Annotated in this window: 8 protein-coding genes; 4 read left to right on the forward strand and 4 right to left on the reverse strand. The window is 38.7% G+C overall.

The features are described from left to right. The first annotated feature begins 2 nt into the window (after positions 1-2). The gene (locus ACO6S2_RS12195) at positions 3-1,046 is read left to right on the forward strand and encodes a PorP/SprF family type IX secretion system membrane protein (protein ID WP_422358831.1); all 1,044 of its coding nucleotides are present in this window, start codon (positions 3-5) and stop codon (positions 1,044-1,046) included. Beyond that, a complete protein-coding gene (locus tag ACO6S2_RS12200; protein ID WP_422358832.1) occupies positions 1,047-3,194 on the forward strand; it encodes an OmpA family protein in 2,148 nt (715 codons plus the stop codon). Here ACO6S2_RS12200 and ACO6S2_RS12205 read toward each other — a convergent pair. Further along, the gene (locus ACO6S2_RS12205) at positions 3,191-6,109 is read right to left on the reverse strand and encodes a CHAT domain-containing protein (protein WP_422358833.1); all 2,919 of its coding nucleotides are present in this window, start codon (positions 6,107-6,109) and stop codon (positions 3,191-3,193) included. The genes ACO6S2_RS12200 and ACO6S2_RS12205 overlap by 4 nt on opposite strands. A 197-nt stretch (positions 6,110-6,306) precedes the next feature. On the opposite strand from ACO6S2_RS12205, the gene ACO6S2_RS12210 reads away from it, so the two are divergent. Continuing rightward, on the forward strand, positions 6,307-6,567 hold the full coding sequence (locus ACO6S2_RS12210; RefSeq protein WP_422358834.1) for a hypothetical protein: 261 nt from the start codon (positions 6,307-6,309) through the stop codon (positions 6,565-6,567). 9 nt (positions 6,568-6,576) lie between these two features. Here ACO6S2_RS12210 and ACO6S2_RS12215 read toward each other — a convergent pair whose 3' ends face one another. Further along, entirely contained in the window at positions 6,577-10,449 is a 3,873-nt protein-coding gene (locus ACO6S2_RS12215; RefSeq protein ID WP_422358835.1) for a hypothetical protein, read from the reverse strand. Between the two features lie 236 nt (positions 10,450-10,685). Next, positions 10,686-13,706 (reverse strand): triple tyrosine motif-containing protein, encoded by a 3,021-nt coding sequence (locus ACO6S2_RS12220; protein ID WP_422358836.1) that lies wholly within the window; start codon positions 13,704-13,706, stop codon positions 10,686-10,688. On the opposite strand from ACO6S2_RS12220, the gene ACO6S2_RS12225 reads away from it, so the two are divergent. After that, positions 13,701-14,957 (forward strand): clostripain-related cysteine peptidase, encoded by a 1,257-nt coding sequence (locus ACO6S2_RS12225; RefSeq protein ID WP_422358837.1) that lies wholly within the window; start codon positions 13,701-13,703, stop codon positions 14,955-14,957. The two genes, ACO6S2_RS12220 and ACO6S2_RS12225, sit on opposite strands and share 6 nt — an antisense overlap. Here the strand turns inward: ACO6S2_RS12225 and ACO6S2_RS12230 are convergent. Further along, complete coding sequence (locus tag ACO6S2_RS12230) at positions 14,954-15,316, reverse strand: hypothetical protein (protein WP_422358838.1); 363 nt, start codon at positions 15,314-15,316, stop codon at positions 14,954-14,956. The genes ACO6S2_RS12225 and ACO6S2_RS12230 overlap by 4 nt on opposite strands. Between the last annotated feature and the right edge of the window lie 25 nt (positions 15,317-15,341).

Genomic DNA, 15,341 nt, shown 5'->3' on the forward strand with positions numbered 1-15,341 from the left:
CAATGAAGAAAGCGCTACTTCTCATATTATTCATCTATTCCACCAGTGCCTTTGGCCAGGAAGGTCAATTTTCGCAATATTTTGCAAGTGGTGCACTCATGAATCCGGCTTTTCCGGGTACAATTACTACCATCAATTTCAACTCTAACTATAAGCGAGCCGGTAATCCGGATACAGAGAGTTATGTAGAACTCATGCAAGGATCATTCAGCTACCCGTTGAGAAGAGTTACCACAAGAGAGGAGTATTTTGGTAGTGTGGGCTTAACCTTCTTTAGAGAGAGCAGGGGTTACCAGGGGGCTTATAGAAACCAGAAGGTTATCGGTAATTTTTCATATGTAGTGAACTTGTCAGAGCTCAGAAATCAACTTTTGGTGTTTGGAGTACAGGCTGGTTATGCTCAGCAGAATATCTCAGGAGATGGTTATCGATGGGGTTCCCAATTCAATCAGTATTTAGATGGGGGTTACGATGGTTCTTTGGCTGGTGAAGGAATTGTGTTTGACCCAGTCTGGTATCCGGTGATCAATTTTGGGGCACTCTATACGACTTATGACAACGATGATTATAAAATTAGAGACTATTCTTTTTCAGCTGGTATAAGTGTAGATAATTTAAACAGGCCAAAGATCGGGTCGATAGAAGACTTTGATGCTAAGAAAGCTATGTTGTATAAGGCATTTGCAGTTTTTCAGTTTCCTCTTGGCGCCAGATTTTATGGTTACCCATCAGCCTATGTACTCAATTCGAATGGCAGTACTCAAATGAATGTTGGGATGTATGTATCCACCTATGTAAGTTCATCTAAATCGAATCTTGGCGTAGAGCTACAGACAGGCGCTTGGTATAGAGTGAATGATTCTTTTATAGGCTTGATAGGATTGAAAATTGAACAAGTCAAGGTGGGTTTTAGTGTAGATATGAACGCCACCAATCAAGGTATCAATGAGCAAACTGGTGGTAACGTTTCGGCTTATGAGATATCTCTTGGTTATAGCTTTGAATTGCATAAGTCTTATAGAAGATTGTCCAACCCAATGTTTTAAATGAAAAACTTATTTTCAGCCGCGCTCTTTCTTATCCTATCCGGGAATCTTTTTGCCCAATCTGTACCAAAATTCATTGCACTTGGGGATGAACAATTTGAAAAGAATAGATATTTAGAGGCTATACCATATTATGAAAAGGCCTATGCCATTGGTAAAAAGAATTATTATGCAGGATATCAGTTAGCCGTATGCTATGAACAAACCTTGCAGTATGAGAGGGCAATGAAAAGTTTTAAAAGGCTAAGTGAGCAGACTGGTCATGACTATCAAACTAAGTCTATTTACAAGTATGCTACATTAAACAAACTTGAAAGTAAGTTTGATCTCGCTGACTCCATTTATCAGGAACTTGCCAAAATTTCCGACATTGATCCAGAACTGCTAGAATTGGCCAATAGGCAAAGAGAAGGTTGTCTCATTGCTAAAAGAGAACAGCAGCAGAACAGACGGTATCAAATAGAATACATTAAAAAACTCAATAGTAATTTTCATGATTACGGCGCTACTGAAAACCCAGCGGATGGCCATTTGGTTTTCGCTACTTCTAGAAATCTTTCGGGAGAACAATACCAGGGTAGTCAGTATAGTGGACTCCTTCCTGATATGATGATGTATGAGTTGCGAGAAAATGGTAGTTATCACAATATCAGTGGAAAACACAAGTTTGACAAATTGAATACTAAATGGTCTGAAGGATCAGGAACATTCAACACCGCTGGAGATAAGTTTTATTATACCTCTTGCGAGAATGAAAATAATGCTGGCTGCAAAATCAAATTCAGCGCTTTGGTAGACGAAAAATGGACTAGTCCGGTGGAATTGAATGAGTTCATTAACGAACCAAACTCAGAAAATAAACATCCTTCATTATCAGTAACTGGAGATACGCTTTTCTTTTCTTCTGATCGCCCTGGAGGTGAAGGAGGTAGTGATATCTGGATGAGTTTGAGAGGTGATGACGGGGAATCCTGGCTGCCTGCTATCAACATGGGGAAGGTTATTAATACTCGCGAAAACGAGATTACACCTTACTATTCTTCTGCTCATGAAAGTTTGCTCTTTAGTAGTAATGGCCATGTGGGGTATGGAGGATATGATATTTTTGGAGCCAAAGGTCACTCTTTTTTCAATCCTGACTTGTTCAATATTGGCTTTCCTTTCAATTCGACCTGGGATGATACTTATTTCTTTATTGGCGACACTACGGGCTATCTTTCATCCAACAGAGAAACCAAAGAGGTACTGGACTTATACAAGTTTTCAGTACCAAATGAAAAACTATTTTTATCGTTGCTGTTCGCAGGTGAGTTGATGGTTGATGCTCAAATCGTGTCCAGATATAGAGATGTGGGTGCTATCGACCTGGTCACTTTTAGGGCAGAAGACTATGAGGGTTATGCATTATTTCAGCCTGTGGTGACTAAGAAGAAGGATCTGAGAAAGCTATTCAACTCGAGCGCGGTCGAAGGCGGGTCTATTGCATCTAACCTTGAATCTGCTCGGTCCGATCGTAAAGAAAGAAATGAGAGTAGGAATGAGGTGATTGCAAAAAGCAAACCAACCAAAATTTATGAATCTGTAGACAATGTAGAACACTTGTATTTCGATTACGGAGATTATGCCTTACGATTACAATCGAAGCAAGCGCTCAACGATTTTTACGAGGCGATTAAGGATGAACCTTATAGGAAAATAAATCTTTTGTCCTACTCAGATCATCATGGTTCAGAAAGAGGTAATGTGGCACTTTGTCAGAAAAGAGGAAATACAGCCAAAGCATATTTAGTTGGATTGGGAATACCTGAAGAAAAAATTCAGGTGATGGCCAGAGGTGAGATGAGATCTGAAAAAGAAAAGGACCATTGGTTCAGGAGAGTGTTGGATAGAAGGGTAGAGGTACACGTAGAAAGTCATGAACCCCTTGCGTTGCCGGCAGCAAAAAATTTGGTATTAAGAAAACCTTTGACTCTTGACAATATTGCAGAAAAAATGAATCTCGACCCTAAAGATGTTCACCGTTGGAATGGATCAACCAAGAAAGTGATTACACCTGGTCATTCTGTAAGACTCTACATCCCTAATAGCACCACTGTTGATCCTAATTTCTTTATTACGGAAGACAATCTCTGGGAGGTTTTTGACTAGCCCTTGGTTACCAAAATGTAAGCGCCCCAGTTATACGGGTTTTCATCTTCCTGGCGATACAACGCTCGGGCGTTGAAAAAAGCTTGTTGAGGATCCTCAATCTCTCGAAGTTGTTCGTATAGTAAATTCATAAAACGCCTGGCGGCTTGATCATTTATTTTAACCAAACTTATCAATACATTGTCTGCTCCAGCTACTAGAAATGCACGCTGCAAACCAAAAACCCCTTCACCGTTTTTGACCGTACCTAGGCCTGTCTCACAGGCTGCCAATACCACTAAGCTAGTTTGATCCAACTGTAAATTCATAGCCTCATAAGCTGTGAGAATTCCATCATTAGCGCTGCCTTCTTGCTTGCTCAGGAAGATTCCTGAGCTGTGAAGAGGATCGACATTATCAGGATCATCTTTAAAAAAGCCATGAGTGGCTATATGAATGACACCTGGGTTTTGAAAGGTCTTAATTTGATCTTCTGTGGCCTCTGCGAAATAAAACGATTCTGTGTGCCACTTACGAACATCCAGTATTCGTGTGATGTCCTTGGCTTCTTCTTCCGCGCCAGCCAATTGTTTTAACTGCATATATTCTGTTTGTACGTTTGAGAAGTCAGGGTTACCCACAATTCTTGCTTCACGTATTAAACTTTTATCCTCCGCATAAATAAGATCCTTACCACTGGTAATGTTCGTGATATCAATTTCATCCGCTACATATTTTTGTCTTTCAATATCGAAGAGAATAGCAGGGTTTAGCTTATGATAAATTCCATCAGGCGAAAAGTAAACTCGATTTACATCATTTAAGTGTTCTTGAATGGGTGCCCAAAAAATCTTATGCGTTAATTTATCCTTTACACCAAATTTAATGGCGTTGTTATACAATTTGAGTCCCTTTTCAAAATCAATATCCCGATCCCATGTTACAGCTTCTATGACACTATCTTTTTTGATTACAAAAGCCACATAGTGTGCCTGATCTTCAAAACCCTGATCAAGTTCCTCGTCCACTATTTTGGCGTGATAGTTTCTAAACTGAATCATATCAATCATAGCAGTGCTATCAGGCAGTACCTCACTTATCTCTTCCCAAGTATGATAAGCGCTTCGCTCTTCTTCTAAGAAAACATGGAAGCTTTGCGCCAGTTCTTTTTCCAAATCGATACAATAGGTTTCCATTTCCTGAATATCCAACCCCTGCCGTTCTCGTTCTCCCTGAGTAAGCAAATAGGCCTGCGCCAGTAGGTATTTTTCTTCACGCCACGTATTATAGGTATTTATAATATCCTCATCACCGCTGCCTAAGATGATTCGTCTCATTTTTTCAGAGGCATAAAAAAGCATGCCTTTGGTATTTATGAAATGGTTGACTGCATGAACGGCATAGGGCGTATGGACAAAACTTGGCTGGAAGGCAAGTGCACAATAGCGTTCAATGTTACTTCGCGTCTCATTGAAGTAGAGTTTTCGTTGCTTGTCTGTCAACACTGGGAAAATATCATGCATGTGGTGAATTTCAGCATCTAGCGCATGGTCAAATGCATCCATGGCAGCCACAGTGTCTTTTTCAATCAAATGATAAATGGCCAGGTCATTCACTGTTTTGATATATAGAGGATGATAGCCGCCGAGCGTATTGAATCGTATTTGTTTGGCTTGATTGAGCAACCTTTTTGCCATGCCCATACTTCCAAATTGCATGTAGAGTAGTCCTACATTGCTGAGTGATGTGGCATAGGTAGGATGGTTCGTGCCATAGATCGCGCGATCCATGTCAAGCACTTTTGAATAAGTGTCCAGCGCGCGCTTAAGTTCTCCTCTAAGTTTATAAATACCGGCCAGGTTACTCAAACTGGTAGCATAGTCAGGATTGATGCTTCCATAGATTTCTTGAAACGCTTTAGCACTTTCATTGAAGTATTTTTCAGCTTCTTCCAAATTGCCTTCTTTCATGTAGATCGTACCCAAATTGTTTAGCAATTTTGGTTTTACCGTTCTGATATTTTGATTTTCGTCTAGACCCCGGGCTATATATTTTTCAGCTGATTCGAGGTCATTTAATCTATAGTATAGAATGCTTAGGTTGTTATAAGTCTCAAGTTTGAGTAGGGGAGAGTCGTTGTATAAACTGTCCTTTCGTTGCAAATTTTCAAGTAAGTAGGTCTCTGAATCAGAAAAGTCTCCCAACTCAATCATCAAAGCTGATAATCTATCGATAGCTTTTAACAAGAGCATTTCCTGATTTCCTTCGGAGGCTTCAATAGCTTCAATTAGTATGAGCTCACTTTTAGCCATATCTCCAGAATTCCTGTAAGTAGTACCCAATTCAATTTGTAAGGCAATTTGAGTAGAGTCAGCAGATAAGTTTATCTTGTCAATAGCCGCCTCAAGCGCCTCTATACTTTTAGAGAAATCTCCTTTCTCTCTATAATAGACCCCTTTGTTGAAAAGAAAACCTACTTGCTTTTCTTTGTCGTTTGCAAAATGTCTATTGACTACACTTTCTGCTTTATTGAGATAGCTCTCTGCTTCAACGAAATTGGCCGATTCACGATAGAACGTGGTAAGGTTGTAATAAAGCCCCAGTAGGTCAGGGTGAGTTTCTGGTTTTGTTTTCAGCTCTTCTATGAGCCCTCTTTGTAGTGCATCGAGTCCTTTTTTCTTCTCATTAATCTCCCATAGGGACAGTCCGATGTTGTTGTATATGGCAGCAAGTCCCAATTCAGTTACACATCGTCCTGAGTCCAAATCCTCTAAAAGGGCACTTGCATAAAATCTGGCTTTTTCTGGTGATTCATACTTATGCAGATAAACACTATCTAGTTTTTGCAAACAAGTCTGTGAGAAACCATTGGATGTAAATACAAGGACAAACACCCCAGTTAAAGTGCTGATAATATGACTCTTAAGTGTTTTCACCGAATGTAAATTTTTTATATTTTCGCCACGTTGTTTTATTGAAATGCGGCAGTTTCTTAAATATAGTGAATCAAAATTTTGGACAGGTGGATAATCTTATAGATTCCTCATCCAAATGTAAGTTTTAAATCATTTGGTTCAAACAATTACTCTGATCTATCTTGCTTTAAAAATTACAAAGGACAAATGCGAATACTATGTTTGACGGTTCATATTATCCCAAATCGCTAGAAGAAGAAGAATTTGAGAATTGGTTGGAAAAAGGGCGGCTAAGCAAAATTGGTTATACTTTTCTGCTTGTTGTTTGGGATGCCTTGGAGGAAATGTATTTACCCATATACATAGAGGATCGTAATGCCATAGCATCTTATGAACTATATCCATACGCCACGGGTCAGGAAGCATTAATCGCAGTGTATGACTTGTATTCTGAAGCTAGAATTGCATTACCTTCTTAAGTCTCTCTATTAGAAAACAATAAACCGTTGCACCTCTTCATTCACGAATAGCATATATACGCCTGGCAGCAAATGTGAAACATTTATCTCAAACCTACTGCCTGACGAATGCTTGGCAATACCTTCAACTTTCCTTCCAGAAAGATTTAATACCTTCACTATTGGATCAGATGAATCTGTAAATGTGAATTTTAACTTCCCCTCAGAGATCGGGTTTCCGAGTATTTGAAGAGACCGCTCGTTGAAAGCCAAATTCACGGCAACAGTAGTACTATATTCATAAGCGCCATCATAATCCACTTGTTTCAATCTATAGTAGTTAGCATATAAAGATGGGTTGTGATGTGTGAAGGAATAGGTTTGTCGTTCATTGGTGGTACCAAATCCACTCACCTGACCAATCAAGTCAAAATCAACTCCATTTACGCTATGCTCAATTTCGAAACGATCGTTATTGAGTTCTGAAGCTGTGATCCAGTTTAAATAAACTTTTTGGCTATTGGTTTCTGCAGTAAATTGTATGAGCTCTACTGGTAAAAGAGACCCCGTCACCGATGCTATGGTAAAGTTAACATCTGCCAAATCATCTATAGTCACGGTCGCTAAAATATAGTCTGTACTATAAGAGACAGATTCATAACCTATCCATTCTCCAGCAGAAACATCATATTTGGCTATGACCAAATCATCACTACCGGCAATGGCATCCGCAGACTCGTCGAAATATAAGGCTATATCAGCTGTTCCGGTAGAACCAAAGGTGATGGTATAGTATCCGGAAGTAGTCAAGGCTTGTGGGTTGTGCGTGCCATCCGTGTCGAATGTGCCACTAATTGCATTAGGATCAGATCGCGTATATTCTGCTATTACGGTCATACTCGAAGCAGGATATGCAATCAATGGCCTATAATAGTCTGTGCCAGCATCATTAGCACCAATAGGAATGAATTTTGAACTCGAATAGGATGCAATAGAAACGGGACCTTGAATATGAGCAGATGACGATTGTCCTGTAAAACTTATGGTTGACGAAACCGACAGGACACCTGGAGCACTGGGTTGAGCGGTGAAAATTCCTTCTTCGAAAGTCAACCCATTGGTCAAAGTAATATCACTATCTAAGGTCAGACCAGCAGAATTATCTACAACAATGTCTGCTACCGAAGTAGTCCCACCATCTAGCGTTCCAAAACCAGTAGCCTGTGCGGCAGTTCCATTGAAATGAAAAATGGTTCCATTGTTGATGACCAATGCATCTGCTCCAGCAAACTGATCAGCACCAAATCCCTGCGTATTGGATACTTTTATAGTGGAGCCACTTTGAAACGTAAAATCACCAAAATCACAATCATAATCGCCAAGGACCAGTGTTCCACTTGATTGAACATCAAAATTCAATCTATCATTACTACTAGAAGTTACATCTCCTAACAATTGAATGACAGACGGAGCAGAAGAAGAGATGTCAACATCAATTTCACCCCCACCAGAATATAAATTTCCGCTGAAGAAGAGGGTGTCACCTGGCATAGAAGTGATATTTTCATATTGCAAGTCAGAGCCAGGCTCTGATATCATACCGTTTCTAAGAATATAATTATTTGTACCCAGATCCATTCTGTCCGGATCTGTGTAATACACAATGCCGTTGATGGTATGCGTAAACCCTCCATTAGACAAATCTTTATATCTAATAGCAGTGATCTCGAAAAGCGGATATTGAGAGCTAGAAGCATTTGGGAAAAAGGTAGTGTTGGCAGTTAAAGCAATGGTTGCGTCCGCCGTATATCTTAGAACACTGTAGGTCTCCCAATAGCCATTCGTACTCTCTCCAAAATCGACAATATAGTCTGCTGTACCTGAGGTAATAATGCCACCTCCAGCAATTGAGCTGCCTTCCTTTACTAAAAATGTTCCTGTGATGGTAATAGCAGCTTCTACATCCAATGTGCCTCCATCTTCAATGGTAAGATCCTCCAAACTGGTGCCATCTTCATTGATAGTGAAGGTGTTGTTTACATCCAAAACACCACCTGAATTAATATAGAGTTGGTCGCTGTTATACCCAGTGGTTTCTATGGCTACAGTATTGTTGATATAGATAGGCCCTACGTTGGCTGCAGTGGCATTCGGATTCTCATTAGTCGCGGCGGTAGTCCAGCCTGCACCATCTATGAAATATTCCCACACTGTACCTGAGCTGTTGCCCCAATCGCCATCTGCTGCTGACCGCCAGGAGGTAGCCGCTGTTATGGCAAAATTTGTCCCTGTATATCCTGCTCCTGAGGAGAACGAAATCGTGTAGCCACCTGAGGTATCAAAGTAGAGATCAGTGAAGGTGTAAATCCCTGCGGCGAAATTGACTGTTGACGAGCCCGCGGTAAACGTTAAACTTCCAGATTGTAGCGTTTGGGTAGCTTCTGTAATGGTCAAGGTACTACTCACATCTTCATCAAGGTGTCCTGCTGCATCTTTTGTCAATATCGTCAATCCAAAATACACGTCGGACGTACTTCCGGTACCAACCACAGATGGTTCGTCCTGAAGCTCCAGAAGACTGGCGGTCACATCCATTGCATTATTAGACGAGCTGGTCTCTATTTGATTGGCCGTGAGGAAAGTACTAGAAACACCTTCAATTTCGATGTTTTCTGATTTTACAAGGAATTGCAGTAACTCATTGTCTATGGTTTGAGAGCCAGTATAGGTATCCACAAAATCTATGGTCAGCGAGTAGGTTTTACTGGCACCATCTGTTACAAACCCCATGTCAGTAGCTGATGCGTAATTCAATCCAGAAAAAGTCAGGGTATTGGTACCAATTGTAGCTGTGGTGCTGCCGCCTCCAGTTTCATCTGTCAGGGTTACTGTTTCGAACAAGTCCGTCCAATCATTTATACCATCACTGGTGCCCTCTTCAATGATTAACTCCGAAAAAGTAGTGGGATAGCCGTCCGAAGCTCCATCGTCTACAATATCGAATCTAAACACTTCAGCAGCGTTGGCAAGCGGGTCAAGGGTGGTAGTTGAAGCTGATTCGTCTATGGTAAGACTCGTAGTGGCATCTGTGCCTCCAAATCCTACGGGAGTTACGGCGATGTTGTCAATAGCCAAGGCAGGATCAGGGTTAGCTGCTTCACCGTTTGGACTAAATGTAAATTTTAAATACAAGTATTCTCCCGGATCAATGGATATACCATTGATTTCCAGATCTGTGCCTGGATATTGCTTCCAACCGTCGGTGGTTTCATTGTTTTTAGAAAGTGTAGTGATTTCAGTCCATGTCGCAGATGATAAATCAGTTGTAATATCTGTTGCACTGATATGATAATGAATGCCTAAATTGAATAACCCTGGAACACCATACCAACCGAAGTAAACATAGTAGTAATAGGCATCCAACGAAAGCTCAAGATCTGTATACTCCAGACTCGAAGTATTTTCTATTTTGGTAATTAAAGAATTGTCCTGATTATTAAATGTACTATTTCCACTTACAGCCATGCCTATCGCGGGAAAATTTGAGTTTATCCCTCCAAAGTCATAGTTATAAGAGAAAAATGCTTCGGCTGAGCCGTGATCCGACCAATCGCCATTGTCCGCTGTAAAGTTTTCACCTTCAGCAAAGTTGGATCCAAATCCTCCGGTATTGTCACCACCCATATCAAAGTCATTGTCGTCGTCTAGGTCGATGGCCCAGAGATCAGAATCCAGTTGTCCAAGCGTGCCTGCACCGGACTCCAAAGGATTGGTCACTGAAGCATTTACTCCATCAAAGGTGATAGTGATGCCCGTCTCTGTCATGGCGTACTGACCTGTTGCAGTAATTGAAATGGCCAATGAAAGTAATAAAAAAACAAAACGAAGGTTTGAATTTTTCATATGCTGCTGCTGGTATTATTATTAGTGCAAAGTTTCGACATTGTTGTTTCTATTGCCTCCCATGAGGGTCAACAAATGGGTAACATGTCTTTAGAATTAGACGATCAGAGACAGTTTTTCCCTACCATTACTTTGCGTAGGTTTAGAAAATGTCAAGTAGGGATGCAGATTATATTAATTTAAAAAACTACCTGGGATAGGAGAGAGAAGAGTGAAAGTGAGTTTGCCTCAAACTATTAATCAATTATTCCTACAAATTCGGTTGTGGTGCCTTTGCCAGGATTAGATTTCACTTGACACTCAAATCGAACTTGACTGGCCCTGTATTGCATACTATCCAAACCTTTGCCCATGTTTACATTATCGTAGTCAAAACCTTTGCCGTTATCTTTTATGATAAGCCTAAGTTTGGATTGAGCATACTCGAATGAAACCTTGATCGTAGTGCATTCAGCATACTTCACGCTGTTGTTGATGCACTCTTTGGCCACCAAGAAGATGTTACGTTTGATTTTTTTGGGGACAGGTTTTTCTGAGGTTGCCTTTACTGTTGAGACAAACTCTATGTTATTCGCCATACAAATGGGAGAAGCAAACTTCTTGATTCTTTCCATGATTTCATAGACAGAATCTTGTTCGTCCTCCAATACCCAGATCATATCTCGTAGTCCAACAGTAGCTTCAGATACAGATTCTTCTATCTGCTCGATATGACTTTTGTTGTTGGTATCGGTTTGCGCCAGGTGTGCGAATATTTTTAATGAGTTAAGTGTACTGCCAATGTCATCGTGCAAATCATTGGCAATCTCTTTTCTAATGAGTTGTTGCTTTCTGAGCTGAATCATTCGATAACGCTGTATCAGATAGACAAGTCCAGCCACAAGCAGTAGCAGCAAAATTTTAAACCAGATGGTTTGATACCACTTGGGTAGAAAATTCAGAGTCATCTTTAGGGGTTCGCTATCTGTTCCTTCGGAGTTGGTGGCTATTACTTCAAAGTGATATTCCCCAGGGTTCACGCCAATCAAGTCTACAAAATTTTGATTACCGAGATTTACCCATTCTTCACTCAATTCATCAATTTTATAACGATACTTCATTCGATCTGGGTTTTTGTAGTCTGGGGACACAAACTTCAAAGTGGTTTTGAAAGCATTGTTGGGAATGATGAACGAGGTCATTTCGAGATGGGTACTGTCAATCTTACCATCATGTGTATTGATGGTGATACCGGTAGGATAGAGAATAGGGGCTATACACGAATCGGGAAGGAGGTCGGTATTTACAATGGTAAATCCTCCTGGTCCACCGACATAGATTTTATTGTCTTTTTGGTAGCCGCAGAACTGCTCGAATCCATTGCCATGTAGACCATCTCCTTCATAATAAGTTTTAAACTTTTTTGTCTTCAAGTTCAGAATGGATAAGCCATTGTTCGTGGTCATCAACATTTTTTCATCATTGATATTGAAGATGCGATAGATGCAGTTGTTACTTAGTCCATCTTCGGTGGTATAGACTCTCTTGACATTAAATTGCTTGTCGGTTTCAATCAAGCCTTGTCCATAGGAGCCAATAAAATAACTGTCTGGAGATTCGTTCATGTCCATGAAATTGGTAATTACTTCCTTAGTATCTGGTTTTTGAATTTGATGGGTGGAGTACAAATACTGTAATGGATCAAAGCTAATAACCGACCTATCTGTAACAATCAAAATCTCTTCATTTTTACTTTTGAATAAATTATTTATTTTTCCTAACCCTTTGATTTTGTTATTCAAAGAATCCCCGTGAAAAGTTGTTGTTTCTTTACTGAATAAGTTCCATATAGTGATTCCCTTTTGGATAATGCTTGAAAGAATAATTAATGAATCATTAAAATTGACAGCAGCATTAAAAATATCTCTACTAAGTAATTTAGGCACCTCTTCTCTCTCTTGTGAAGAGATAAATTTGTAGTTGTCATCAAGACTATTTAAACTTTGAGAGTTAGAAGCAAATAAGTTATTTTGATTATCTGAAAATAATAAAAAATTCAGGCTAGTTGAATCTACTACACTAACGTTTTGTGATTGGGTATTAAAATGATAAATCCCATTTTCTCCAGCTAAATAGACAGAGTTTTCCTTAAAGGGAAGGATGGAATATAAATTTGTAAATGTTGGATTCGTAAATGCTTGAAAACAAAAAGATGATCGGGATTGGTCATAGTTTGCAGACCATAAACCTGACTGGGTTCCGCACCAGATTAGGCCTTTTTGCTTATCAAGTTGGAGGCTATATACATTCTGTAACGTTTCAAATTCTTTATTCTCAGGAAAAAAAGATGAAACCTCTTGTGTTTTTCTATTGTATAAAAGTATGTTATTTGTAGTTGAGATTAACAGTTCAGTTGTCGAGATTAATTCCAAATCTAATACCTCTGATTCGCTTAAAACTGTAGGTATATCCAAAATTTGTTCCGGGGGATTTTCGATGCTACCTGTACTTAGATGTAATAGACCAGTATTGGATGCGAGATAAACCGAGTTCTCTATGGCAATAGCATCTCGGAACAATGTGTTTTCTGCAATGTTTTCGAGCTCAACTTTTTCAATACTATTTCTGGATCGACTGATTAACTCAATGCTTTTTCCTTCATTAAAAACCCAAGTTTGTTCTGATTTGTCATGAATTATTTTTGAAATATTGTATCCGCTATTTTTATTAAGGTTATTCTCAATTTTATTTATGTCAAGATATGAATCCCTTCGAACATCGTAAAGAGAAAAAGTATTTGCACCACCAATCCAAAGAATATCATTTTTCAAGTCGATGCTTCGCGTCCAAACAGATGAATAATCCTGACCCTTACTATCCTTGCTTAGAACTGTTTTGCAAGTTCTAGATTTTACATCAATGGCAACAGGGTTAGAATATGTTGCTAAAACCCATAAAACAGACCTTTTTTTATCAAGGCAAATATCCTGAATTAAGCTATTACCGACTTTGCTTGATAATTTGTCCGATAAATCTAGAAATTCTTTCCCGTCAAATACTTTAAGCCCTTCTTGCGTTCCTATCCATAAAAATCCTTCTGAGTCAACCAAAGTCTTAGTTATATATTCGCTGGCGAGGCCTTGATTTTGATTATATTCGTTGAGTTTAGTTGGTCTAAGTTCTTGACCCTTTGAATTACTTACTGTATAAAAAACACAAAGTAGTATACTGATATGTAGTTTGAATGAATTCAAATCAACCAAAAAATAAATATGCATAATTCAGCAAAAAAAGAATGGACGGTTTTCTTTCTTGCAAAATCTATTGAATCGGAAGATACAAAAAGGTTAATAAGACTCCTTAAAAAAATAGAAAATACATCGTTTGATCCGCATATAGCAGTAGTATTCTGTATCAATTTTAATCGATTTTATCTTGATGCATTATTCAAATTGGATGAGCACTTTGTCGATCCAAATAGCAAAGTAGTTTTTACGACTATGTTTTTTCAGTTTAGTCAAGGAGAAGTTCATAGTGAAAATAGGTTACGTTGTATAGGGGAAAAGGAAGACTTTGATATCACTCATGCCGATGATGTGTCATTTTTCTTTAAGAGGTTTGTTCTTAACAAGTATAAGGCTAAAAACTATTTGCTATTCACATGGGATCATGGAAATGGGTTTAATATTTTTCATGGAATTGGACAAGGTGGTGTGAATGAAGACAGTAAAACTGTGCCAATTCTTGAAATGAGAGAATTAGCCAATGCTATCAAAATTGCATTTGGATCAAATAAAATTGATCTATTAATAATGATGAATTGTTACATGCAAATGTTTGATACCGGCTTCGCTCTTTGTGAGCACGTTGATTATTTGGTTGCACCACAATCATTTATGGAATTTGGAGAATATGATTATGAAGGTATTTTTTCAAAGTTGGCAACTGATGTGAATCAGAAAAAAAAAATAAATGCTAAGGAACTTGGTGAGTTTGTGATACAGCGATTTGAGAAAAAAAAACCGAAATCCAATCTTCAAATATCATGCGTAAACCTATCATCATTAGATGATATATATGATTTCTCAAATGATTTAGATGAATTGGCTGAATTGCTGATCACAAGAGTAAGGAATGGCCAATCTCAACATGTTATTAGCTTTTTCAAAGAGGCAGATCCAACCCGTCCTCAAAAGCGTTTTGTTGATTTAGGTTCGGTCCTTAAGAATATGAGAGAATCAAAATTTCAGAAAAAAAGTCTTAGCTTAACGGAGGATGAAATAGTATTGTTGGATAAACTTCTGACTTATCTAACTAAAATAATAGTTATATTCTTTAGAAAGGATGGGAGTAATAGCTATCTCTCAAGAGACGGATGTAATGGATTTTCAACTATCTCCCCAGTACCGATCGAAGTGCATAACATCAATGATTCTGAAACTAATTTAGAGTCCCATATTTGGAAATCAGATTTTATGAAATCAAGTAGATGGGGAGAATTGATTTATGTTTTGGATATACTCGATTAACTCTTTTTTGTACTATCAGGCTCACCTGCGATTGGATTACTTCCAAAATGTGGGACTTTTGGAATTGCATTCATTGATACTGTCAAAGTAACACCATTTGTATTTTCAACGTCATTCTTGTGCATAACAACTTCGCCAACTGATGGCTCTCCAATAATATTTTGATCCAATTGAATTTTCCTGTAATTGTCTTGGTGCTTCCGCTTATTAGTGTTTGAAGTTGCGGGTAATTCGTCGTTGGTTTTAATTTCTACTTTGAGATTAAGAAAATAAGTACCACGTTCTCTTGTGATTTTTACTTCATTAGAACGATTCTCTTTATCGTAAAGATTTCCTGATAACTGAATCCATTTGCTCATGATTATTAATTGTTTAGGTTTATAA

This window comes from Reichenbachiella sp., assembly GCF_965233835.1.
Classification (GTDB): Bacteria; Bacteroidota; Bacteroidia; order Cytophagales; family Cyclobacteriaceae; genus Reichenbachiella.

Excerpts from the sequence above, each read along its gene's own strand:
- ACO6S2_RS12195 (WP_422358831.1), top strand. The coding sequence starts at position 3 with ATGAAGAAAGCGCTACTTCTCATATTATTCATCTATTCCACCAGTGCC.
- ACO6S2_RS12200 (WP_422358832.1), top strand. The coding sequence starts at position 1,047 with ATGAAAAACTTATTTTCAGCCGCGCTCTTTCTTATCCTATCCGGGAAT.
- ACO6S2_RS12210 (WP_422358834.1), top strand. The coding sequence starts at position 6,307 with ATGTTTGACGGTTCATATTATCCCAAATCGCTAGAAGAAGAAGAATTT.
- ACO6S2_RS12215 (WP_422358835.1), bottom strand. The coding sequence starts at position 10,449 with ATGAAAAATTCAAACCTTCGTTTTGTTTTTTTATTACTTTCATTGGCC.
- ACO6S2_RS12225 (WP_422358837.1), top strand. The coding sequence starts at position 13,701 with ATGCATAATTCAGCAAAAAAAGAATGGACGGTTTTCTTTCTTGCAAAA.
- ACO6S2_RS12220 (WP_422358836.1), bottom strand. The coding sequence starts at position 13,706 with ATGCATATTTATTTTTTGGTTGATTTGAATTCATTCAAACTACATATC.
- ACO6S2_RS12230 (WP_422358838.1), bottom strand. The coding sequence starts at position 15,316 with ATGAGCAAATGGATTCAGTTATCAGGAAATCTTTACGATAAAGAGAAT.